Annotated in this window: 20 protein-coding genes; 16 read left to right on the top strand and 4 right to left on the bottom strand. The window is 72.9% G+C overall.

Annotated elements, in window-relative coordinates:
* Positions 1 to 27: 27 nt before the first annotated feature.
* A complete protein-coding gene (locus tag VMV22_01965) occupies positions 28 to 1,815 on the bottom strand; it encodes an ABC transporter substrate-binding protein (GenBank protein ID HUY21086.1) in 1,788 nt (595 codons plus the stop codon).
* A 1,033-nt stretch (positions 1,816 to 2,848) separates the two neighbouring features.
* Between VMV22_01965 and VMV22_01960 the strand changes: the two genes are divergently transcribed.
* The 5 genes from VMV22_01960 (at position 2,849) to VMV22_01940 (ending at position 8,941) form a co-directional block, all read left to right on the top strand.
* The gene (locus VMV22_01960) at positions 2,849 to 3,550 is read left to right on the top strand and encodes a tetratricopeptide repeat protein (protein ID HUY21085.1); all 702 of its coding nucleotides are present in this window, start codon (positions 2,849 to 2,851) and stop codon (positions 3,548 to 3,550) included.
* A 9-nt stretch (positions 3,551 to 3,559) separates the two neighbouring features.
* Positions 3,560 to 4,603, top strand: a complete 1,044-nt coding sequence (locus VMV22_01955) for a GntG family PLP-dependent aldolase (GenBank protein HUY21084.1) — start codon at positions 3,560 to 3,562, stop codon at positions 4,601 to 4,603.
* A gap of 157 nt (positions 4,604 to 4,760) precedes the next feature.
* Entirely contained in the window at positions 4,761 to 5,816 is a 1,056-nt protein-coding gene (locus VMV22_01950; protein ID HUY21083.1) for a class I fructose-bisphosphate aldolase, read from the top strand.
* Between the two features lie 135 nt (positions 5,817 to 5,951).
* A complete protein-coding gene (locus VMV22_01945; protein HUY21082.1) occupies positions 5,952 to 7,904 on the top strand; it encodes a 2-oxoacid:acceptor oxidoreductase subunit alpha in 1,953 nt (650 codons plus the stop codon).
* A complete protein-coding gene (locus VMV22_01940; GenBank protein ID HUY21081.1) occupies positions 7,904 to 8,941 on the top strand; it encodes a 2-oxoacid:ferredoxin oxidoreductase subunit beta in 1,038 nt (345 codons plus the stop codon). The genes VMV22_01945 and VMV22_01940 overlap by 1 nt, the downstream gene beginning before the upstream one ends.
* Before the next feature lie 262 nt (positions 8,942 to 9,203).
* Here VMV22_01940 and VMV22_01935 read toward each other — a convergent pair whose 3' ends face one another.
* Positions 9,204 to 10,394, bottom strand: coding sequence for a DUF1015 domain-containing protein (locus tag VMV22_01935; GenBank protein HUY21080.1), 1,191 nt, complete (start codon positions 10,392 to 10,394; stop codon positions 9,204 to 9,206).
* A gap of 96 nt (positions 10,395 to 10,490) precedes the next feature.
* Here VMV22_01935 and VMV22_01930 point away from each other — a divergent pair, with 96 nt between their 5' ends.
* The 10 genes from VMV22_01930 (at position 10,491) to VMV22_01885 (ending at position 19,993) form a co-directional block, all read left to right on the top strand.
* A complete protein-coding gene (locus VMV22_01930) occupies positions 10,491 to 12,323 on the top strand; it encodes an MFS transporter (protein ID HUY21079.1) in 1,833 nt (610 codons plus the stop codon).
* Positions 12,320 to 12,889: a MerR family transcriptional regulator gene (locus VMV22_01925; GenBank protein HUY21078.1), complete on the top strand. Its 570-nt coding sequence runs from the start codon at positions 12,320 to 12,322 to the stop codon at positions 12,887 to 12,889. The genes VMV22_01930 and VMV22_01925 overlap by 4 nt, the downstream gene beginning before the upstream one ends.
* A gap of 84 nt (positions 12,890 to 12,973) precedes the next feature.
* The gene (locus VMV22_01920) at positions 12,974 to 13,585 is read left to right on the top strand and encodes a CDP-alcohol phosphatidyltransferase family protein (GenBank protein HUY21077.1); all 612 of its coding nucleotides are present in this window, start codon (positions 12,974 to 12,976) and stop codon (positions 13,583 to 13,585) included.
* Between the two features lie 18 nt (positions 13,586 to 13,603).
* On the top strand, positions 13,604 to 16,090 hold the full coding sequence (locus VMV22_01915) for a sugar phosphate nucleotidyltransferase (protein ID HUY21076.1): 2,487 nt from the start codon (positions 13,604 to 13,606) through the stop codon (positions 16,088 to 16,090).
* Positions 16,091 to 16,156: 66 nt separating this feature from the next.
* A complete protein-coding gene (gene gcvH, locus VMV22_01910) occupies positions 16,157 to 16,537 on the top strand; it encodes a glycine cleavage system protein GcvH (GenBank protein ID HUY21075.1) in 381 nt (126 codons plus the stop codon).
* Positions 16,538 to 16,571: 34 nt separating this feature from the next.
* Positions 16,572 to 17,054: an FHA domain-containing protein gene (locus VMV22_01905; protein HUY21074.1), complete on the top strand. Its 483-nt coding sequence runs from the start codon at positions 16,572 to 16,574 to the stop codon at positions 17,052 to 17,054.
* 22 nt (positions 17,055 to 17,076) lie between these two features.
* Positions 17,077 to 18,252, top strand: a complete 1,176-nt coding sequence (locus VMV22_01900) for a MerR family transcriptional regulator (GenBank protein HUY21073.1) — start codon at positions 17,077 to 17,079, stop codon at positions 18,250 to 18,252.
* Between the two features lie 13 nt (positions 18,253 to 18,265).
* On the top strand, positions 18,266 to 18,832 hold the full coding sequence (hpt, locus tag VMV22_01895) for a hypoxanthine phosphoribosyltransferase (GenBank protein HUY21072.1): 567 nt from the start codon (positions 18,266 to 18,268) through the stop codon (positions 18,830 to 18,832).
* 10 nt (positions 18,833 to 18,842) lie between these two features.
* The gene (locus tag VMV22_01890; GenBank protein ID HUY21071.1) at positions 18,843 to 19,349 is read left to right on the top strand and encodes a bifunctional nuclease family protein; all 507 of its coding nucleotides are present in this window, start codon (positions 18,843 to 18,845) and stop codon (positions 19,347 to 19,349) included.
* The gene (locus tag VMV22_01885; GenBank protein HUY21070.1) at positions 19,349 to 19,993 is read left to right on the top strand and encodes a DUF4232 domain-containing protein; all 645 of its coding nucleotides are present in this window, start codon (positions 19,349 to 19,351) and stop codon (positions 19,991 to 19,993) included. The genes VMV22_01890 and VMV22_01885 overlap by 1 nt, the downstream gene beginning before the upstream one ends.
* Positions 19,994 to 20,072: 79 nt before the next feature.
* Here VMV22_01885 and VMV22_01880 read toward each other — a convergent pair whose 3' ends face one another.
* Complete coding sequence (locus VMV22_01880; protein HUY21069.1) at positions 20,073 to 21,158, bottom strand: acryloyl-CoA reductase; 1,086 nt, start codon at positions 21,156 to 21,158, stop codon at positions 20,073 to 20,075.
* A gap of 78 nt (positions 21,159 to 21,236) precedes the next feature.
* Here VMV22_01880 and VMV22_01875 point away from each other — a divergent pair, with 78 nt between their 5' ends.
* Positions 21,237 to 22,718, top strand: coding sequence for a glycosyltransferase 87 family protein (locus VMV22_01875; protein HUY21068.1), 1,482 nt, complete (start codon positions 21,237 to 21,239; stop codon positions 22,716 to 22,718).
* Here the strand turns inward: VMV22_01875 and VMV22_01870 are convergent.
* Positions 22,686 to 23,411 carry a hypothetical protein gene (locus VMV22_01870; protein HUY21067.1) on the bottom strand — a complete coding sequence of 242 codons (726 nt, stop codon included), beginning with the start codon at positions 23,409 to 23,411 and terminating at the stop codon, positions 22,686 to 22,688. The genes VMV22_01875 and VMV22_01870 overlap by 33 nt on opposite strands.
* Between the last annotated feature and the right edge of the window lie 10 nt (positions 23,412 to 23,421).

Genomic DNA, 23,421 nt, shown 5'->3' with positions numbered 1-23,421 from the left:
TGGCGATGTCAGACCTCGCCGTGGCGATCAGTGCAGCCACACGTTGGCGATGTCACAGTTCTGGTTGACGAAGTAGAAGTCACAGCCATGCACCCGCGTGGAGTGGTACGTGGCTGTCTTCTGGGCACCGAGCGGGACGACGGCCGCGTCCTTCATGACCTGCTTGGCAGCGTCCTCCCAGTACGTCTTGGCCGTCGCGGTCGACGTGGCGGCCAGCGCCTTGTCGATGTCGGCGTTGACGACCGAGCTGTTGTAGTCGCCGTAGTCCTGGGTGTTCGGCCCGTAGGTCCGTCCGTCGAACAGGGGAGAGATCACGGCGCGGCCGTTGTTGCCCATCCAGTCCGGGATCCAGCCCGCCTCGGCGATGTCCCACTGACCGGCCTTGGATGCCGTCGGGTTCTCCAGGTACTTGGTGTAGAAGGTGTTGGCCGGGGTCACCGGGATGAGCTGCACGTTGAAGCCGGCTGCCTGCAGGGCCGCCTGGTCGGTCTGGGCGACCTGCGGGTGGACGGTGTTCGTCCGGTACACGAGCTTGAGCGTGATCTGGCCCGGGGAGTAGCCCGCCTGCTGCAGCAGCTGCTTCGCCTTGGCGGGGTCACCCTGGTCGCCGTTGGTGGGGTAGGGGTTGTACCCCGCGATGTTGCCGACGCTCCCGCCCGGGATGACCTGATCGAGCGGCTTGGAGATCGCCGCACCGCCGTAGATCTGGCTCACGGCGACCTTGTTGAATGCGTACTCGAGAGCCTGGCGCACGGGCAGCTTGCTGAGCGCCCCTCCGTTGTTCGGGCTCTGCAGGTTGATGGCGACATAGGGGTTGATCGTGATGAAGTTGTTGCCGTCCGGCCCGATCACGAGATTGGGGTCGTGGCTCGCGACCATGCCGGCGAGCTGCGCGGTGGGCACGATCTGGTCCCACAGCATGTCGGCGGTGCCCGCCTGGACCTGCTGGATGGCTGCCGTGGCGGTGGCCACGCCCTCGGTGACCTTGATCTCGTTGACGTAGGCGTGGCGGATCGGGTCCGTCGAGGCCTTCCACGCCGGGTTCCGCACCAGGGCGATCGACGAGGTCGGGACGTAGCTCGAGATCTTGTAGGGGCCGTCGGAGATGGTGTGCTGTGCCTGCTCAGGACCGCCCGGCACGTAGTTCAGGTACTCGACCGGCGTCGGGGAGGAGAAATAGAGGCTGAGGATGTCGATGAAGTCCGAAGCAGGCTGTGTCAAGGTGAACTGGACGGTCCGCTGGCCCGTGGCCTTCACGCCGGCGATGTCATGCGAGTCGATGTAGTTCTTGATGCTCGTGACGTCGGTCCCGACGTTGGCGAAGGCGGTGCAGTAGGCGGCCATCCCCACGATGGTGCTCTCGAAATACCCCGGGGCCCCTGTCGGGCTGGCCGGGTTGCAGAGGCGCTTCATGGCGAGGACCTCGTCGGCAGCGGTCACCTGGCGGGGCGGACTCGTGTCCCACATTGCGCCCTGCCGGATCGTGATGGTGTAGGTCTTCCCGCCGTTGGTCACCGTCGGCATCCCGGTGGCGAGGTCGGGCACCGGAGTGATCTGCTGGGCGAGGGTCGGGGCGGTCGGGAAGGTGTAGAGCTGACGCGTGAACGTGCGCTCGAGCATGTAGGTCACGTCGTAGTACCCGTCGGCGGTGTCCATGAAGTCGACGTCGCCCTGCCCGACGAGGCTGAGCGTTCCGCCCCTGACCGCGCCGGAGGACGACGAGGGCGCGGTGGTGCCGGTGGAGGAACTGCTGGAGGAGCTGCATGCCGCCAGGAGCAGGGCGGCGGCGAGCGCCGCGACGGAAGCGTGTGCCACCTTCGTGAGTCGTCGCATGTTCTGCTTTCTCCCTCGCTCTCGGTCTGTTGCGTGTCCGCCCCTGCTGTGACGGGAACGTTAACGCCGTGACGGGAACGTTACCGCTGTGACGGGAGCGTTACCGCCGTGACGGGAACGTTAACGCCGTGCGTCGGGGTTCGCACTGATCCCCGCGCGCGGGTCCCGCGCCGGGACGTTTCGACATCTCACCGGCGATCGGGCCAGGCGCTCAGGGCGGGGCGGACGACCCGCCGGCGATCGGTATGCTCCCCATGTGCCCCGGGACGCAGCATCGGGCCGTCCCCGGCGACCGGCGGGTTCCCGCAGCGGGCGCCCACAGGCGAGCCGCGGACGAAGCGGCGACGCGTCGAGCGGGGCGGCGCCCGCCCGAATTCCAGGCCGTTCGACCCCCGGAAGACCCCGCAACCCCGGTGCTTCCGGGGGTGAACATGCTGGTCGCGGGGGTGAGCGCCCCGAGCGCGGCAGTGCGCCACGCAGCGACGGGCGTGCCCGGGCACAAGGCGCAGGAAGGCGGTACCCGAGGGACGACGGGACGCCGCCGCGCCAACCGACCCGGCGGTCCGGCGCCCCGTCGATGAGCTCGGGCGCGCCTCGCACGCCGCCGTCCCGGGCCCCCCGCCCGCCGGGCCGCCGGCCCCCGACGTCCGCCACGCCGCCGTCCCGGGCCCCCCGCCCGCCCGGCCGCCGGCCCCCGACGTCCGCCACGCCGCCGTCCCGGGCCCCCCGCCCGCCGGGCCGCCGGCCCCCGACGTCCCCGGAAGGACCCGCCCGGCGGTGGGGGAGCGTCGCCCGCAAGGGTGTCCGAGTGCTCGGGGAGGATGCCGGGGGTACGCCGGCGGACCGCCGGGACGCCGCCCGAGCCGACAGGGGCCAGCACCCGCGCTCACCATGGATCGAGGAGGTCTGGGTCTTCGACGGTGTGGCGTCGGACGAGCCCGAGCGAGGCGCGCGACCCGGCCGACGACGTCCGGACCGTGTCGCGGCGTCGGCGGGGCGCCCGTCACCGGCGTCCGTGTCGTCTGACGAGGCTATTCCGAGCGACGTCGTGGAGGAGCTCGCCGGTGCCGTCGGGCGCGCCAAGGCCCAGCGGCTGGCGGGGCGCATGGCGGCCGCGGCACGCGCCTACGAGCGCGACCGCTACACCGAAGCGGCGCGGATCACCCGCCCCCTGGCCGACGAGGTGCCCGAGTCGGCCGCCGCCCGCGAGCTGCACGGCCTGGTGTGCTACCGGCTGGGGCGCTGGCGCGAGGCGGTGAAGCACCTCACCGCGGCACGAAGCCTCTCGGGCGACGACCCCGCCCAGCTGCCCGTCCTGATGGACTGCCAACGCGCCATGGGCCACCACCGGCGCGTCGAGGCCCTGTGGAAGGAATTGCGTACCTCGTCCCCGCCGGCCGACGTGCTCGTGGAGGGCCGGCTGGTCATGGCGGCGGACATGGCCGGACAGGGCAGGCTCGACGACGCCATCGTCCTCCTCGCTGCCGCCGGCGCGGCCCGGAACCTGCGCCACCCCGGGGACCGCCACGTCCGGCAGTGGTACCTGCTGGCCGACCTCTACGAGCGCGCCGGCGACGTGCCGCGCGCTCGCGACCTCTTCGCCCGCGTGGTGGCGGTCGACGCCGAGACGGCCGACGCCGCCGAGCGCCTCCTGGCCCTGGGGTCGCCGCGCCGCCCCCGCCCCCGGCGCCGGGGGCCGGCCGCGACCCCTGGGTAGCATCGACCCATGTCCCCGTCGGCCGCGCCCGCTGGAGCCGACGGCCTCGTCGACCTGCGCAGCGACACCGTCACCCGCCCCACCCCGGAGATGCGCCGCGCCATGGCCGACGCCGAGGTGGGCGACGACGGCTACGGGGACGACCCCACCGTCAACGCCCTCGAGGAGGCCTACGCAGCGCGCGTCGGCAAGGACGCCGCGCTCTACGTCCCCTCGGGCACCATGGCCAACCAGGTGGCACTGCGGACCCTGTGCCGGCCGGGCGACCTCGTCGTCGCCGGGCGCCGCCAGCACGTGGTCATCTACGAGGCCGGCGGGGCGGCGGCCAACGCCGGCGTGCAGCTGCACCCCGTCGACGACGCCGACGGGACCCTGGCCGTCACCGACGTGGCCTGGGCGATCGAGGCCGCCTCCCACCACCACCCGCGGCCCGGGCTCGTCTGCGTCGAGAACACCCACATGCCCGCGGGCGGGGTGCCGTGGACCCTGGCCGCGCTCGAGGCCGTGGTCTCCGCCTGCGCCGGGCTCCCGGTGCACATGGACGGCGCTCGGCTGTTCAACGCCGAGGTCGCCACCGGTGTCGACGCGGCGCGCTTGGCGGCGCCGGTGACGACGGTGATGTCGTGCCTCTCCAAGGGCCTGTGCGCTCCGGTGGGCTCATTGCTCGCCGGCCCCGCCGACGTGATCGAGGCGGCGCGCACCGAGCGTCAGCGCCTGGGGGGCGGCATGCGGCAGGCGGGCGTCATCGCTGCCGCCGGGCTCGTGGCCCTGCGCACCATGGTGGCGCGGCTGGCCGACGACCACGCCCGGGCGCAGCGCCTGGCCCACGCCGTGGCGGAGCGCTGGCCCGACTGCGGGTGCGACCCGGCGCACGTTCAAACGAACATCGTGGCCTTCGCCCACCGCGCCCCCGAGCGAGTGGTGGAGCACCTCCGGCGCGAGGGCGTCCTTGCCGGGACCATCGGCCCCGGCGTGGTGCGGCTCGTCACCCACCACGACGTCGACGACGCCGGCCTCGAGCGGGCGCTGAAGGCGCTGGCCGACGCCCCCTAGAGCCGCGGCGGGCCCGAACGGAGGGGTCGGACCGGTGCCAAGGGGCCTTTCGGACCTGGGACCCGGGAATGATGAACGGTAGGCTCCAGGCATCGCCGCTCTTGCCGCGGCGGCATCGCGACGCACCCAGACCCGACTCCCCAGGAGGCGAACGCCCGTGGCCACCGACATCGAGGCACTGCTCGGCGAGGAGGCCAAGGGCCTGCTCTCCCACTCGTGCACGGGGATCACCGCCGAGGAGCTGTCCCTGCCGGGCCCCGACTTCATCGACCGGGTCGTCCTCGGCACCGACCGCCCCATCCCCGTGGTGCGCAACCTGGCCACGCTGTACGGCCACGGGCGCCTCGGCGGGACCGGTTACCTGTCCATCCTCCCCGTCGACCAGGGCATCGAGCACTCGGCGGCCGCCAGCTTCGCCAAGAACCCGGCGTACTTCGACCCCGCCAACCTCGTGGAGCTGGCCCTCGCGGGGGGTTCCTCGGCCATCGCCACCACCCTCGGCGGCCTGGGCGTCGTCGCCCGGCGCTACGCGCACCGCATCCCGTTCATCGTGAAGATCAACCACAACGAGTTCCTGCACTACCCGAGCCAGTACGACCAGGTCATGTTCGGGTCGGTGCGCCAGGCCGCCGACCTCGGCGCCATCGGCGTGGGGGCCACCATCTACTTCGGGTCCGAGGAGAGCGACCGCCAGCTCCAGGAGGTGCGTGTCGCGTTCGCCGAGGCCCACGAGCTCGGCCTGTTCACGGTGCTGTGGTGCTACCTGCGCAACCCGGCCTTCAAGACGGCCGACGCCGACTACCACGTGGCGGCCGACCTCACCGGCCAGGCCAACCACATCGGGGTCACCATCGAGGCCGACCTCATCAAGCAGAAGCAGCCGGAGAACAACGGCGGGTACACGGCGCTCAATTTCGGCAAGACCGACCCGCTCGTCTACGACCGGCTCACGACGGACAACCCCATCGACCTGACGCGCTGGCAGGTCGTCAACTGCTACGCCGGCCGCATCGGGCTCATCAATTCCGGCGGCGAGTCCAAGGGTGCCCACGACCTCGCCCAGGCGGTGCGCACGGCCGTGATCAACAAACGCGCCGGCGGGACGGGGCTGATCGTCGGCCGCAAGGCCTTCCAGCGACCCATGGCCGACGGCGTGGCCCTGCTCCACGCCGTGCAGGACGTCTTCCTCGACCCGGCGGTCACGATCGCATAGAAGCGCCGCCACCGGGGGTCCCGGAGCGGGGCCCCGGTGGCGGTATGCTCGCTTTCGAAGCTTCGACGGCGACGCGCTCCCCGCACCGGATGGACGGTCGGGGGCGCCGGCCGGTCCGCAGAGACGGAGGACGACGTGTCCACCGCGACACACCATCAGACCACCGAGCTCGACCGGGTGGTCATTCGCTTCGCCGGCGACTCCGGCGACGGCATGCAGCTGACGGGCACGCAGTTCACCTCGGTGAGCTCCCTGTTCGGGAACGACACGGCGACCCTTCCGGACTTCCCGGCGGAGATCCGGGCGCCCGCAGGCACCCTGGCCGGCGTGTCGGCCTTCCAGGTCCACATCTCGGACCACGACATCCTCACCCCGGGCGACGCCCCCAACGTCCTGGTGGCCATGAACCCGGCCGCCCTCAAGGCGAACGTGGCGGCGGTCCCCAAGGGCGGCACCCTGATCGTCAACGTCGACGCCTTCGACGAACGCGCCCTCGACAAGGCGGACTACGCCACCAACCCGCTCACCGACGGCACCCTCGCCGCCTACAAGGTCTACGAGGTCCCCATGACGTCGCTGACCATGGAGGTGGCCAAGGCGGCCGGGGTGAAGCCCCGCGACGCCGAGCGTTCCAAGAACTTCTTCGCCCTCGGGCTCGTGAGCTGGCTCTACAGCCGCCCGGTGGAGCCCACTCAGGAGTGGATCGCCACGCGCTTCGCCGCCGACGCCCTGGTGCTCGACGCCAACACGCGGGCCTTCAGGGCGGGGTACAACTTCGGCGAGACCGCCGAGCTGTTCGAGTCGAACTACCAGGTCCGCCCGGCGCTGCTCGAGCCGGGCGTCTACACCAACATCACCGGCAACACCGCCCTGGCGTGGGGCCTGATCGCCGCCGCCCACCAGGCGCACCTGCCCCTGTTCCTCGGCTCGTACCCCATCACCCCGGCGTCCGACATCCTCCACGAGCTCTCCAAGCACAAGCACTTCGGTGTGCGCACCCTGCAGGCCGAGGACGAGATCGCCGGCGTCGGGGCGGCCATCGGGGCCGCCTTCGGTGGCTCCCTCGGCGTCACCACGACCAGCGGCCCCGGCGTGGACCTCAAGTCGGAGTCGATCGGCATGGCCGTGAGCCTCGAGCTCCCGCTCCTCGTCATCGACATCCAGCGGGGCGGGCCGTCGACGGGCCTGCCCACCAAGACCGAGCAGTCCGACCTGCTGCACGCCATGTTCGGCCGCCACGGCGAGGCTCCCGTGCCCATCGTGGCCCCCATGACGCCGTCGCACTGCTTCGAGGTGGCCGTCGAGGCCGTGCGCATCGCCGTGAAGTACCGGACCCCGGTGATCGTGCTGTCCGACGGCTACCTGGCCAACGGCTCCGAGCCGTGGCGCCTGCCCGAGGTCGACGCCCTGCCCGACCTGCACGTGGAGTTCGCCGTCGAGCCCAACCACACCGCCGAGGACGGCACGCCGGTGTTCTGGCCCTATCTCCGCGACGAGACCACCCTGGCCCGGCCCTGGGCCGTGCCGGGCACGCCGGGTCTCGAGCACCGCATCGGCGGCCTCGAGAAGGCGGACGGCTCGGGCAACATCTCGTACGACCCCGTCAACCACGAGCACATGGTCCACCTGCGGGCCCGGAAGGTGGCGGGCATCGCCGCCGACATCCCGCCGGTCGCGGTGGACGACGTGGACGGCCAGGGCGGGGCGCCCGTGCTCGTCCTCGGATGGGGGTCCACCTTCGGGGCCATCGCCGCCGGCGTGCGCCGGGTGCGGGCCCGGGGGCTGTCGGTGGCCCACGCCCACCTCGTGCACCTGAACCCCTTCCCGGCCAACCTCGGTGAGGTGGTGCGGGCCTACGACCACGTGCTCGTGCCCGAGGCCAATCTCGGCCAGCTGGCGAAGCTGGTGCGCGCCGAATTCCTGGTCGACGCCAAGACGCTGTCGAAGGTGCAGGGTGTGCCGTTCCGGGCCGCCGAGATCGAGGAGGCCGTCCTCGAGATGCTCGGCGTCGACACGACGACGACCACCACCACCACCACCACCACCACCACGGCGGCGGCGGCGGCGGAAGAAGACGTGGCGAGCTGATGACCGATACGACGATCCCGGTGACGACCCGCAAGGACTGGACCTCGGACCAGGAGGTCCGCTGGTGCCCGGGCTGCGGGGACTACTCGATCCTGGCCGCGCTGCAGATGCTGCTGCCCGACCTCGGGGTGCGTCGCGAGAACACGGTCTTCGTGTCCGGCATCGGGTGCGCGGCGCGCCTGCCGTACTACATGAGCACCTACGGCATGCACTCCATCCACGGCCGGGCACCCGCCGTCGCCACCGGCCTGGCCGTCACGCGACCCGACCTCGACGTGTGGGTCATCACCGGCGACGGCGACGCGCTGTCGATCGGGGGCAACCACCTCATCCACGCCCTGCGCCGCAACGTGGACATCACCATCCTGCTGTTCAACAACCAGATCTACGGGCTCACCAAGGGCCAGTACTCGCCGACCTCCGAGCAGGGCAAGGTGACGAAGTCCACGCCCTTCGGCTCGCTCGACACCCCCTTCAACCCGGTCAGCCTGGCGCTCGGCGCCGAGGCCAGCTTCGTGGCCCGCACCCACGACATGGACCGCAAGCACATGCAGGAGATGTTCCGGCGCGCCCACGACCACAAGGGCGCTGCCTTCGTCGAGATCTACCAGAACTGCAACGTCTTCAACGACGGCGCCTTCGAGAAGATCACCGGGCGTGACGTCCGCGCCGACAACATGATCCCGCTGGTGCACGGGGAGCCCATCCGGTTCGGCTCTGATCAGCAGCACGGCGTGGTCATGGGCCCCGACGGCCGCCTGCGCATCGCCGAGGTCGCCGACGTGGGCGAGGACGCCCTCCTCGTGCACGACGAGAAGCGCGACGAGCCCGGCCTGGCGTTCCAGCTCAGCCGCCTGGCGCGCGGCCCCTTCGAGCCCACCCCCATCGGGGTCTTCCGTGCCGTGGAGCGCACCGAATACGGCGAGGCCATGTCGGCGCAGCTGCTCGCCGCCCACGAGCGCCGCGGCCCCGGGGACCTGTCCGCCCTCCTGCGCTCGGGCGGGACCTGGACCGTCGAGGGCGCCGCAGCGCAGTAGAGGGCCCCGCCGGGACCGAAAACGGGACCGAGGTCCCACCCCGACATCCTCAACCGCGCTCCGTGTCCGGCCGATACCCCCATGGGCACTCGGAGTCACTGTCCAGGCGGGCGTGATCCTGTGCCTTTCAGGGGGGGCAGGAACAGGGCGCTCGCGGCGTGAGTCGCAGCCGGCCCGCTGCGGCAAGGGGGCACGTCGCGACGCCCTCGTTCCTCGGGCCGTCGGGCCTCCGGGTCACGGGCCGCGCCCCGGGTGGGAGCGCTCAGCCCTCCACCGGCCGGAACACCATGCCGGTCCGCGGCTTGGGGTGGAAGTAGGTGCTCTTCGGTGGCATCCGCTGACGGGCGTGCGCCCAGTCGGAGATCTGGTCGACGGTGACGGCGCGCAGCAGCAGCGCCGCCTGGGCGCCACCGGCGGCCACGGCGGAGACCGCCGCGTGCCAGTCGTGGACGTAGGTGACCGCCGCCTCGGGGATGGCCGCCGTGGCCAGGGCGACCACGCTGGAGTCGAGGTCCGAGCCCGCCTCGGCGTAGGTCTGCTCGCGCGGGGTGAGCAGCCATACGTCACGGTCGGTCACGAGGGCGAGGGCGCCCGACTCCGCCACGGCCTCCACCACCTGCTCGTCGAGGGGCCCGGCGTGGACCATGTCGAACCAACGGCCGAACACCTCGGCCAGGTCGACCTCGGGGGGCACCCCTGTCAGCGTCCGGTGGATGGGGCCGACCGACAGCTGGCCCTCGGCCAGTTCGACCACGAACGCCATCACGAAGTCGTAGTCCCCCGGGGCGCCGTCGCGGGCGGCCCGCCGCTCGGCCTGGTACGCCCGCGCCGTCTCGTAGCGGTGGTGCCCGTCGGCGATGACCACCGGCGCGGCGGCGACGGCGCGCATGATCCGCTCCATCACCGCCGGCGAGTCGAGCACCCACAGCCCGTGGATCACCCCGGCGTCGTCCACGGCCTCGGCATGGGGTGGCCCCTCGGGCTGGTAGGCCGCCGCCAGCCCCGCTGACAGGGACAGGCCCCAGATGGGGGACAGGTTGGCGTGGCAGGCGCGCAGCAGGTCGAGCCGGTCGCTCTTGTCCTTGGGGATGGTCTGCTCGTGGGGGAGGATGTCGCCTCCCTCGGGCTCGCACGCCAGAGCGCCGATGACCCCGGTCGTCGTCCCCACGCCGGGCACGGTCATCCGGTACGCATAGAAGGCCGCCCAGGGGTCGGGGACGACGACGCCCTCCTGGCGCCAGGCGTCGAGGATGTGCGCGGCGGCCTGGTACTTGTCGAGGCCCGACCGGAAGTCCTCCACGGGCAGCTCGACATGGATGGCGTTCGCCCGGTGCCGGCCGGCCAGCTCGGCGCGCTCGTCGGGGCCGACCACGTCGTAGGGCGGGGCGATGACCTTGTCGAGCGGCACGGCCCGGTCGTAGCGGAGGCCGGCGAAGGGTCGGAAATCGGGCACGACCTTGCGTAGCACACGGGTCGGGACCCCCGGACACCGATGTGCCCACCCCCGACGAGGTGTGGCCGAAGTTCACGTCCACGTAAACTTCCGGTCGTGGAGGACGCCCGGACACACGAGCGCGGCGTTGCCGCCAAGCCGGCCGGGGTCGATGGGGCCGCCGGGGCCGCCGGGGTGGGGGCACACGGCGACCGGTACAAGTGGACGGCGCTCTCCAACACCACGCTCGGCGTCTTCATGGCGATGCTGAACACCTCGATCGTGATCATCTCGCTGCCGGCCATCTTCCGGGGCATCCATGTCGACCCGCTCCAGGCGTCGAACATCGGCCTGCTGCTGTGGCTGCTGCAGGGCTACATGATCGTGAGCGCCGTCCTGGTGGTGACGCTGGGACGCATCGGCGACCTCTTCGGCCGCGTGCGCATGTACAACGCCGGGTTCGCGGTGTTCACCCTGGCGTCCATGGCGTTGGCGGCCTCGCCGGTATCGGGGTCGAAGGGCGCCCTCGTCCTCATCGCCCTGCGCGTGGTGCAGGGGATCGGGGGCGCGCTGCTGATGGCGAACTCCATGGCCATCATCACCGACGCCTTTCCCCTGGGGGAGCGGGGCATGGCGCTCGGCATCAACATCGTGGCGGGGATCTCCGGGTCGTTCCTGGGCCTGCTCGTGGGTGGCCTGTTGTCGGCCGTCGACTGGCGGTGGGTCTTTCTCGTGAGCGTCCCCTTCGGCGTGGCCGGGACGATGTGGGCGTACCTGAAGCTGCGCGACACCGGCGAGCGCTCGCCCGCCCGCATCGACTGGTGGGGCAACGCCACCTTCGCCGTGGGCCTGGTGCTCGTGATGATCGGGCTCACCTACGGGCTCATGCCGCACGGGGGCGATTCCATGGGGTGGGCGGGCCCGTGGGTGCTCGCCGAGCTCGGCGGGGGCCTGGCCGTGCTGGCACTGTTCGTCGTGGTCGAACGGCACGTCGCCGCGCCGATGCTCGACCTGTCGCTCTTCAGGATCCGGGCCTTCACGGGCGCGGGTGTGGCCAACCTGCTGTCCAACATGGGACGCGGCGGCCTGCAGTTCATGCTCGTCCTGTGGCTGCAGGGGATCTGGCTCCCGCTCCACGGCTACTCGTTCGCATCGACCCCGTTGTGGTCGGGCGTCTACATGGTGCCCCTCTCCATCGGGTATCTGGCCTCGGGCCCGCTCGCCGGGCGCCTGTCGGACCGCTACGGGCAACGCTGGTTCTCGACCGTCGGGATGTTCGGGGCGGCTGCCAGCTTCGTGGCCCTGCTCTTCCTGCCGATCGACTTCAGCTACCCGGGCTTCGCCGCGCTCGTGCTCGCCAACGGGGTCTTCGTGGGCCTGTTCTCGGCTCCCAACACGACCACCATGATGAACGCCGTCCCCGCCGACCAGCGCGGCGCGGCCTCGGGCATGCGGGCGACGTTCATGAACTCCGGCTTCGTGCTGTCGATCGGGATCTTCTTCTCGCTCATGATCGTCGGCCTGGCCGCCACGCTTCCCGGCGCCATGCTCCACGGCCTGCAGGCCCAGGGCGTGCCGACGGCCACCGCCCACCGGGTGTCGTCGCTGCCGCCGGTGGGGACCCTGTTCGCCGCCTTCCTCGGGGACAACCCGATCCGCACGCTGCTCGGGCCGCAGGTGCTGGCGCACATCGGCACCGTCCACGCCGCCGTGGTGACGGGCAGGCGCTTCTTCCCGTCGCTGATCGCGGCGCCCTTCCACCGTGGCCTCATCGTGGCCTTCAGCGCGTCGGCGCTCCTGTGCGCGCTGGCCGGAGTGGCCAGCCTGTGGGCGGGCGACCCCCGGCAGGGCGCGGCCCGCACCGGCGCCGAGCCCGGCGCGGGCGGCCTCGGGGAGCCGCCGGCGGCGCCCGACGTGGCGGCGCTCGTGGGGGCCGAGGGGGTTCGGTGACGGCGCCCGGGCCCGAACCGCGGCCGGGGCCCACGACCCGGCCCGAGACCCGGCCCGAGCCGAAGGCCGAGGCGTCTCCCGCCGGCCTCCTGCGCATCGGCGAGGTGGCGGCCCGTGCCGGGGTCTCGTCCCGCACCCTGCGCTACTACGAGGAGCTCGGGCTGCTCGTGCCCGCCGGGCACTCGGCGGGCGGGGCGCGGCGTTACCGCGAGCAGGACGTGGCCCGGCTGCTGCGGATCCGGGAGCTGCAGTCGCTGCTCGGCTTCGACCTCGGCGAGATCGGCGAGATCCTCCGGGCCGATGACCAGCTCGCGGACCTGCGCCGGCAGTTCCACGGGGGCACGGACGCCGGGCGCCGGCAGGACATCCTCGCCGAGGCGACCGCCATCAACGCCCGGCTCCGATCGGTGGTGCGGGCCAAGCAGGAGCGGCTGGGCGCCATGATGCGGGACCTCGAGGCCAAGGCCCGCCGGTACCGGGCGCGCGCCCGGGAGATCGCCGAGGACGCCGACGCACCGCAGCGCCCGCGGCGCGACCGCGTCGAGGGCGCCGGGCACGCCCGGTGACCGCCGCCGACGCCCCGACGACGCCCCCCGACGGCGACGCGCGCCACCCCGGGCCCGGGGAGGGCGCCCCGTAGACTGCGGGTCGTGACCGGACCGGACGAGGGGGCGGAGGCCGGGGCCGACCGGGTCCTCACGGTCCCCAACGCCATCACGATGGTGCGCCTGGCCTGCGTGCCGGTCTTCGTGTGGCTGCTGTTCGGGGCCCACCACCAGACGGCCGCCGCCGTCCTGCTGGCCGTGCTGGGCGCCACCGACTGGGTGGACGGGTTCGTGGCCCGGCACTGGCACCAGGAGTCCACCCTCGGGAAGGTCCTGGACCCCACCGCCGACCGGGTCCTCGTCGGGACGGCGGTGATCTCGGTGATCGTGGCGGGCGCCGTGCCGCTGTGGTTCGGCGTGGTGACCCTGACGCGCGAGGCGCTCGTGTCGGGGGCGGTGATCGTGCTCGCCAGCCTCGGCGCCGAGCGGATCGACGTCCTGTGGGTGGGCAAGGCGGGAACCTTCGGGCTCATGGTCGCCTATCCCACCTTCCTGCTGGCCCACGGCCACGCCGGGTGGCAGCAGCCGATCGGGGTGGTGGCGTGGCTGTGCGCCGTGCCCGGCCTGGCCCTGGCCTGGATCGCCGCGGCCGCCTATGTGCCCGTGGCCCGGCGCGCGCTCGCCCGGGGACGCGCCGGGCGGATGGCGGCGGGGTAGGGTCGCCGTGGTGCTCCCATGAAGGCCGTCATCATGGCGGGCGGCGAGGGCACGCGCCTGCGTCCGCTCACCTCCAACCAGCCCAAGCCGATGCTCCCGATGGCCAACCGGCCGATGATGGAGCACGTCGTGACCCTGCTGCGCCAGCACGGGTTCGAGGACATCGTGGTCACGGTGGCCTTCATGGCCAACGCCATCCGGAGCTACTTCGGCGACGGGTCGGAGTTCGGCGTGCGCATGGTGTACGCCACCGAGGAGACGCCGCTCGGTACCGCCGGGTCCGTCCGCAACGCCCGCGACGAGCTCGACGAGCGCTTCGTGGTCATCTCGGGTGACGTCCTCACCGACCTCGACCTGACGGCGCTGGTCCGCCAGCACGAGTCCAAGGGGGCCCTCGCCACCATCGCCCTCAAGGCGGTGGAGAACCCGCTCGAATTTGGCATCGTCATCACGCGCGACGACGGGTCGATCGAGCGCTTCCTCGAGAAGCCCACCTGGGGTCAGGTGTTCAGCGACACCATCAACACCGGGATCTACGTGCTCGAGCCCGAGATCTTCGACTTCATCCCCGAGGGCCGCTCGGTGGACTTCTCCGAGGAGGTCTTCCCCGGCGTGCTCGACGCCGAGAAGCCCCTCTTCGGCTACGTGGCCGGTGGCTACTGGGAGGACGTCGGGACGCTCGACGCCTACCTCAAGGCGCACCAGGACATCCTCGACGAGAACGTCGCCGTCCAGGTCGGCGGCTTCCCGCTGCGCCCCGGGGTGTGGCTGGGCAAGGGGGCCGAGGTGGACCCCTCGGCGCAGGTGCGGGGCCCGGCCATCATCGGCGACAACTGCTACGTGGGCGCCGACGTCGTCCTGGGCGAGTACTGCGTGATCGGCGCCAACGTCCGCATCGGCGACAACGCCTCGCTCGAGCGCACCGTGGTCCACGACAACGCCTTCCTGGGCGCCGGCGTGCGCCTCGACGGCTGCGTCCTCGGCCGGTCGTGCGACCTGCGCCAGGGGGTTCGTTGCGAGGAGGGGGTCGTCCTCGGCGACGAGACCTTCGTGGGGGCCCACGCGGTGATCAAGTCGGGCGTGAAGGTCTACCCGTTCAAGACCGTGGAGACCGGCGCCACGGTCAACACCTCGATCGTGTGGGAGTCACGCGGGGCGCGGACGCTGTTCGGGCGCCTGGGCATCACCGGCCTCGCCAACGTGGACATCAGCCCCGAGCTCGTCATGCGGCTGTCCATGGCGTGGGCGAGCACGCTCGAGAAGGGCAGCACCATCACGGCCTCGCGCGACACGTCGCGGGCCGCGCGCGTCCTCAAGCGGGCCATGATCGTGGGCCTCAACGCCGCCGGGGTGAACGTGGATGACCTCGAGGTGGCCACCGTGCCGGTGACCCGGTTCCAGGCTCGCTCGGGGCGCAGCCTGGGCGGCATCACGGTCCGGCTGTTCGAGCATGACACCCAGTCGGTGATCATCCGGTTCTTCGACCAGGACGGTATCGACATCGCCGAGGCCGCCCAGCGCAAGATCGAGCGCCTCTACCACCGTGAGGAGTTCCGCCGGGCGCTGGCGTCGGAGATCGGCGACATCGGCTTCGCCCCGCGGGCACTCGAGCTCTACACCGCGGCGCTGACCGACGTCGTCGACGTGGAGGGCATCGCCCGGGCGGGGTTCAAGATGGTGCTCGACTACTCCTTCGGGACGACGAGCTTCGTCATGCCCAATGTGCTCGCCAAGCTGGGCGCCGACGTCCTCGTGGTGAACCCCTACGCCGCCACCGCCGCGGTCATGGCGAGCGACCGGCAGGCGGCCGCCGGTCGCGTGGCCGACCTGGTGCGGGCCTCGGGCGCCCACATCGGCGCGGTGATCGACCCCGGCGGTGAGCACCTCACGGTGGTCGACGACGAGGGCCGGGTCTTCACCGACGACCAGATGCTGCTCCTGCTGCTCGACCTGGTGGTCTCGTCCACGCGCCACGCCAAGGTGGCGCTGCCCGTGGCCGCCCCCATGGCCGCCGAGAAGATCTGCGCCGACGCCGGGGCCGAGATCCTGTGGACCAAGCTCTCGGCGACCCATCTCATGGAGGTCGCCAACACCGGCGGCGTCACGTTCGCCGCCAGCCAGCTGGGCGGGTTCATCTTCCCGCGCTTCCTGCCGGCCTTCGACGCCGTGGCGACGCTCGTCCACCTCCTCGCCATGCTGGCCCGCAGCGACGAGCGCCTGTCGAAGCTGGCGGGCCGACTGCCGGCCGTCCACATCGTGCACGAGGAGATCGTCACCCCCTGGGAGCAGAAGGGGATGGTCATGCGCACGACGGTGGAGCGGGCCCAGGGTCGCGACGTGGTGCTCGTCGACGGCGTCAAGCTCCCCGAGGCCGACGGGTGGACGCTGGTGGTGCCCGACCCCGAGGAGCCCATCACCCACGTCTGGGCGGAGGCCCCCAGCGAGGCCGAGGCCCGGGCGCGGGCCCAGGAGCACGCCATCCGCATCCGCCAGCTGATGCGCTGAGGCCGCGGCGCGCCGAGCCGGGCGCGGCCCCAGCGGCGCGGAGGGGTCTGCGGTAGGGTCCCGGCCATGCACGTGCCCGACGACCGGAGGTACACGACCGACCACGAGTGGGCACTGCTCGTCGACGGCAAGGTGCGCGTGGGCATCACCGACTACGCCCAGGACGCGCTGGGCGACGTGGTCTTCGTCGACCTGCCCGCCGTGGGAGCGCACGTGGAGGCGGGTGGCGCGCTGGGCGAGGTCGAGTCGACGAAGTCGGTGTCGGAGATCTACGCGCCGGTGGGTGGGGACGTCGCCGCCGTGAACGGTGCGCTGGCGGACGCGCCCGAGCTGCTCAACACGGACCCCTACGGGGAGGGGTGGATCGGCGAGATCACCCCGGCTGACCCCGGCGCGCTCCACGGCCTGCTCGATGCGGCGGCCTACACGGCGCTCATCTCGGCCTAGGCCGAGGCGGGACCGGCTCGGGGGACGGACTAGCGTGGACGGCGTGTTCTGCAACAACTGCGGGCATCGCAACCCGGCCGGCGCCAACTTCTGCTCGTCGTGCGGCGCGGTGCTCACTGCCAGGTCCTCGGACGCCACCGTGACGCTGCACCCCGTCGACGCCCAGGGCGAGTCGGGCGACGAGGAGCTCAGCGTGCCGATGCCCGACCGGCCGAGCGGCGCGGGGCTGCTCGTCGTCAAGCGGGGCCCCAACGCCGGCACCCGGTTCGACCTCGTCTCTGACGTCACGCGCGCCGGGCGGCACCCGGAGAGCGACATCTTCCTCGACGACATCACCGTGTCGCGCCGGCACGCCGAGTTCCAGAAGAGCCACGGCGGCTACACCGTGCGCGACGTGGGCTCGCTCAACGGCACGTACGTGAACCGCGAGCGCATCGAGGAGGCCGTGCTGTCCTCGGGCGACGAGGTGCAGATCGGGAAATTCAAGCTTGTCTACCTGGCGGCGGCCGACGAGTGAGCGCCCGATGGAGGACCAGGCGGTGAGCGGCCGGACGTACCTGTCGATCGGCGACGTGCTGGCGCTGCTCCGTCAGGAGTTCCCCGACGTCACCATCTCCAAGATCCGCTTCCTCGAGAGCCAGGGGCTCGTCGACCCCGAGCGCACGCCGTCGGGGTACCGGAAGTTCTACGACCACGACGTCGAGCGCTTGCGGTGGGTGCTGCGCCAGCAGCGAGAGCACTTCCTGCCGCTGAAGGTGATCAAGGGCCGGCTCGAGCAGGAGGTGACCGGCGACGGCAACGGGTGTGGCGCCGACCCGGTCGGCACCGAGCGGGGCCCGGCCGAGCGCACCGCGCCGGTCCTCGTCGGCCGGGCGGCCGGCGCGCGATCCCTCGCTTCGGCCCCGGCGTCGACTTCGGCCCCGACTCCGGCTTCGACTCCGGCTTCGGCCGCGACCCCGGCTTCGGCCCCGACTCCGGCCGGCACGGCCGCCTCCGCGACGACCACGACGGCGCCGCCGGCGTCGGGGGGCGCTGCTCGTGGCGTCCCGGCCGGCGCCGGCGCCACGGGCACCGCCGGCGCCTCCGTGGCGGCTCCTCCGACCACCGGGGCGCGGGCCTCGGTGTCGCACGACGCGTCGGGGGGCGCCCGGGCCGGGTCGCCGCGCCCCGCCGCCCCCGGCCGGGTGGCCGGCGCCAAAGGTCTCGCCGGCGCGGGTGCCGGCGGCGGCGGTCCGGCGGGAGCCGCGCCGGGGCCGTCACCGACCCCGCCCGCACGGGGGGCCACCGGCGCCGCGCCTGCGGGGGTGGGGGAGGCGGCCGTGCCGACGCTGTCGGGCTCGAGCATGACCGTGGACGAGCTCGCCCAGGCGAGCGGTATGGACGTGCCGGCGGTGCAGCAGCTGGAGTCCTTCGGGCTGGTGAGCGGGCGCGTCGTCGGCGGGGTCGTCTATTACGAAGAGGACGCGCTGGCGGTGGCCCGCCTGGCCGCGGGCTTCGCGCGCTACGGGGTCGAGGCGCGGCACCTGCGGTTGCACAAGCACGCCGCCGAGCGCGAGGCGGGCTTCATCGAGCAGATCGTCCTGCCGCTGTTGAAGCAGCGGAACCCCGAGGCGCGTCACCGGGCCCACGACGCGGTGGCGGAGTTGTCCCGGCTCGGGCAGGGTTTGCGCGAGGTCCTGCTGCGCACGACGCTGCGCGACCAGCTCGGCGGGTGACCGGGCCCGGGGGGTGAGTGGGCCCGGCGGCGCTCGGATCCTGTACGACAGCCGGGAGCTGGCCGGAGGAGTCGCCCGCTTGGGCCGGGAGCTGTCCGACGCCTATCCCGACGGGGTCCTCCTGGTGGCGGTGCTGAAGGGGAGCATCCTCTTCCTGGCGGACCTGGCCCGCCAGGTCACGGTCCCCTGTGAGGTGGACTTCCTCGCCATCTCCACCTACACCGAGGGCACCGGCCGCGTGCGGATCGTCAAGGACCTCGACCACGACGTCCACGGCCGCCACGTGGTCCTGGTGGAGGACATCGTGGACACCGGCCTCACCTGCACCTACGTGCTGGGGGAGCTGGGGCGCCGGGGCCCGGCGTCGCTCGAGGTGTGCACGTTGTTCGACCGCCGGACGCGGCGGATCGTGCCCGTCCCGCTGCGCTTCACCGGGTTCGAGGTCGCCGACGACCTGCTCCTCGGGTACGGGCTCGACCTCGCAGGCCGTTACCGCAACCTTCCGTTCGTCGCCGCCGGGGACCCCCGGGCCCTCGAAACCGACCCCGACGCGCATGTTGTCACCCTCTACGGGCGGTAAGTTGCAGGTCATGGTCGAGGTGCGGCTGAGCGCTGTGCGGGTGGACCTCCAGTCCAACACGCCTGTCCTCCTGCTCACCGAGGCGGACGGGCTCGGCAGGACGCTGCCGATCTTCATCGGCGCGCCCGAGGCGACCGCCATCGCGTTCGCCATCCAGGGTGTCGCCACACCCCGGCCGATGACCCACGACCTGCTGCGCGACGTGGTCGAGGCACTGGGCGCGAGCCTCGAGCGCGTGGTCATCACGGAGCTGCGCTCCGCCACGTACTTCGCCGAGCTCCAGCTCAAGCGCGGCGACGCCACGCTGAACGTGTCGAGCCGACCGTCGGACGCCGTCGCGCTGGCCGTGCGCACCGGGAGCCCCCTGTACGTGGCCGACGACCTCATGGACTCCGAGGGGATCCTGTTGCCCACCGACGACGAGGACGAGGACGGCGACCCGTCCACCCCCGACGAGCTGGTGGGCGAGTTCCGCCAGTTCCTCGACACGGTCCGCCCCGAGGACTTCAGCTCCTGATGCGCCTCCGCACGGCGCTGCCCGCCCTGGCGGCGCTGTCTCTGGCCGCGGGTCTCTCCGCGTGCTCGTCGGGCCACACCGCCGCCCCGGGCAACGGGGGCGCGACCACCACGGCGGGCCCGACGACGTCGACGAGCGCGACCTCCGCCGGCTCGTCCACAACCACGACGACCGGCGTGCTCGGCGGCGTGGCCTGTGCGGCCAGCTCCCTGGTGACGACGGTGGTCGGCTCCCAGGGTGCGGCCGGGACGTTCGAGCTCACGTTCGGGATGCGCAATTCGACGACGTCCAGCTGTCCCATGAACGGGTTCCCGGGGGCGCAGCTGCTCGACTCCTCGGGCACGCAGCTGGTGACGCGGGTGGTGCGGGCCGGGAACTATCAGTTCACGAACATCTCCCCGACGCCCGTCGTGCTCGACCCGGGAGCGACGGCGTACTTCAACCTGGCGTACTCGGACGTGACCACGGGGACCGAGACCTCGTGCCCCACCGCCGCCCAGATCGACGTGACCCCGCCCAACGCCGTCGACCACGACGTGGTCCGGGTGCAGATGATGGTGTGCAACGGCGGCACGGTCACGGTGTCCCCGGTGTTCGCGGCGGGCTCGGCGGCCTCGCAGACCACCGCCCCGCCGCAGGCCTGACTCCGCCGCAGGCCTGGCCCCGCCGCAGGCCTGACCCCGCCGCAGGCCGTGGGCAGACCGGCCCAGGCACGGCCCTGCTTTATGGAGGCCCGTCCAGCCGGACGAGCAGCCGCCCGCGGACGCGCGCCGCCAGGATGTCGGACAACGCGTGCGCCACGCCCTGCAGGGGGACCTCGGCGGCGATCAGGTCGTCGAGGTGGGCGGGCCGGAGGTCGGTGCCGAGTCGCCCCCACACCTGGCGCCGGCGCTCGACGGGCGTGCGCACCGAGTCCACCCCGAGCAGGGCGACGCTGCGGGTGATGAAGGGGTACACGGTGGTTTCGAGCGCGGTCCCTCCGGTCAGTCCGCTGGCGGCCACCGCCGCCCCGTACCGCAGACCCTGCAGGGCCCGCGCCAGTGTCTCCCCGCCGACGCAGTCGACGGCGCCCGCCCAGTGCTCGGGCCCGAGCACGCGCCCGCCGGCCTTGTCGATGTCGTCGCGCCCGATGACCTCGGCGGCGCCGAGCGCCCGCAGCCAATCGTGCTCGTCGGACTTGCCGGTGCTCGCCGCGACCTCGTAGCCGCGCGCCGCCAGTAGCACCACGGCGAACGACCCGACCCCACCTGAGGCGCCGGTCACGAGGACCGGGCCCTCCCCGGGGCGCATCCCGTGCTGCTCGAGCTGGTCGACGGACAAGGCGGCGGTGAAGCCGGCGGTGCCGATGGCCATGGCGTCGCGTGCCGACAGCCCCTCGGGAAGCGCCAGGGCCACGCCTGCGGGCACCCGGGCGTAGCGGGCGTAACCGCCGTGGCGCGCCACGCCGATGTCCCCGCCGTGGGCGAGGACGGCCGTCCCGGGCGCGAGGTCGGGGTCGTCGCTCGCCACGACGACCCCGGCGAGGTCGACGCCGGGGACGAGCGGGGACGTCCGGGCCACGCGGTTGCCGGGCACGGTGACCATGGCGTCTTTGTAGTTGACCGACGACCACGCCACCTCGACGAGCACCTCGCCCTCGGGCAGGTCGCCGAGGTGGAGCTCCTCCACGCCGGTGGCGACGGATTCGCCGTCGTTGCGCACGACGAAGGCCGGGAAGCCGCTGTCGACGGCGTCGTGACCGGGGCCGTCGCCAGGGAGCCGGGCCGTGGGGCCGTCGCCGACGAGCCGGGCCGTGGGGTCGTCGGGCACGGCTGCAGCCTACGGCGCGCACCGTCGGCCGTCCCGACCGTCGGCCTGGCGTGGGCGGCAGGGGCCTACCATGGGGTCATGTCCACCGGCCTCCTTGGGCGGGGTGCCCGGGTGATGGCGTCGTGGAGCCCCGAGGAACGGGACGCCGTGCTCTACTCGGCGTCCGCCCTCTTCGCCATCGGCACGGCCCAGCTCGCCTCGATCAGCCTTTACCAACAGTGGGGGAGGCTGGCGGTGGGGCCCTACGTCGCCGGGGCGGTGGCCTCGGCCCTGTTGGCCCGCCGGGAGCGCCGGCGCGCCGCACGCGCCGCCGACGGTACTGCTGCCGGTACCGGCGCCGGTGGGGCCGCCGGGCGGGCATCGGTCGACGCGGCGGGCGGTCGGGCCATCGCCACCTGGCACTGGACGACACCGCGCGCCGTCACGTTCCTGGTGGTCCTGCTCGGCGCCACGCTCATGCCGCTCTCGCTCGAGGTGCTGTGGCGCACCGACACAGGGGGGACCGCGCACGTCCAACCCGAGGTGGCGGTGGTGGAGCGCGCCGGCGACGCCTTCGTGCACGGTAAGGACCCGTACTCGCGCATCGACCCCCGCGCCCACATCAAGGCGCCGCCGGGCCAGCCCGCCTACGACGTCTACAACCCGTACCTCCCGCTCATGTCGCTGTTCGGCGGCCCCCGCAGCACGAGTGCGTCGCCGCGCCTCACCGACGCCCGCGTGGCCTTCTCCGTGTTCACGATCCTGGTGGTCGTGATCGCGCTGGCGCTGTGCCGCGGCCCCACCGGTCCGCGCGTTCTCGCGCTGCAGAGCATGACCGTGCTGCCCACTGCGGCGCTGCCCCTCGCCACCGGCGGTGACGACCTCCCCGTGGCCGCCCTGATGCTCCTCGGCCTTGTCCTGCTGCAACGAAGACGGCCTCTGTGGGCCGGGGTGGCCCTGGGGGTGGCGGCGTCGATGAAGATCACGGCGTGGCCGCTCGCCGCCCTGGCGCTCCTGGTGGCGCGCGATCGCCACGGCCGGCGCGGTCGGCGACCGGTGCTGGCGGTGCTCGCCGGCATCCTCGGCGTGATGATCCCGGCGGTGCTGCCCACCGCGGCGGAGAACGTCTCGGCGTTCATCGACAACGTCGTGCGCTTCCCGCTGGGGCTGGCCGGTGTGCGGTCCCCGGCCGGCAGCCCCCTGATCGGTCACATCGTGGTGTCGCTGTTCCCCTGGATCCACCGGGCCTTCACGGTGACGGCCGCGGCCGCGGGCGCCCTCGTGCTGGGCTACGTCCTGGTCCGCCACCGGCCGACCACGCCGGCCGCCCTGGCGCGCCTGGTGGGATGGGTGATGACCGTCGCCATCCTCCTGGCCCCCGCCACCCGCGTCGGGTACCTGCTCTACCCGGTCGACTTCTTCGTATGGGCGTGGCTGCTGCGCGGCGAGGAGTCGGTGGACCCCTTCGAGCCGGTCACGGCCGCCGCCGGCGAACCCGAGGATCCCGCCGAGACCGAAGAGCCGCTGCTGGTGGGCGCCCGGCGGCCGTCAGTTCTGGTCCGACACGGCGAAGAGCCGTAGCGTGAAGGCGGTGGTGCCGGTGCTCGAGGCGCCCGCACCCGCCGTCGACGTGGCCGAGGGCGTGCCGCCGAACACGGTGGGAGCCACCGTGACCCCGATCTCCCACTCGTGGCCGTCGCTGGCGGGGTGCTGCTCCAGGATGAGGTAGCCGGGCCCGTTGCTGTCGGGGCCCTGGCTGAGCCGCCGCCAGTGCTGTGCGGGCAGCTGGGCACGGAAGAACGCGATGACGTCCTGTTGGGTGGCGGCCACCTCCATGCGCAGTGACCGGTCGTAGAGCTCGACCCCGCGATCGGTGGTGGAGCCGGCCACGGGCGCCGAGCCCCTGGGGACGGCCAAGGCGTCGAGCAGGTCGTCGGGCGGCTGGCCCACCGAGACGATGGCCGTCAGCAAGGGGCGTGCCGGCACGGCCCGCAACACGGCACCGCGTGCGGTGGCGATCGAGGTCGGTACCGGGGTCGGTCGGCTCTGGTGTCCGCTCACGGCTTCGAGCGTGGCCCCCAGGAGGAACAGGAACACCGTCAACCCCAGCACGACCAGAGCGGGCTTCGTGCTCGGTCCGGGGGGCCGCCGGCGGGGCGCGGCGGGCAGGGGCCGCCGGTCGGCCTCGCCATGGCCGTTGCCGCGGGCGTCCACGGTCACCGCTCCCCCGGGGGTCGGGTCGGGGACACCGGGTCGGTCGGCGGGGCGGGGCATCGTTCGGGGT

It is taken from the genome of Acidimicrobiales bacterium, from assembly GCA_035531755.1.
In the GTDB taxonomy this organism is placed as follows: domain Bacteria; phylum Actinomycetota; class Acidimicrobiia; order Acidimicrobiales; family UBA8190; genus DATKSK01.
The sequence above is the reverse complement of the archived record's forward strand: the minus strand, read 5'-3'. Positions and strand labels throughout refer to the sequence as shown.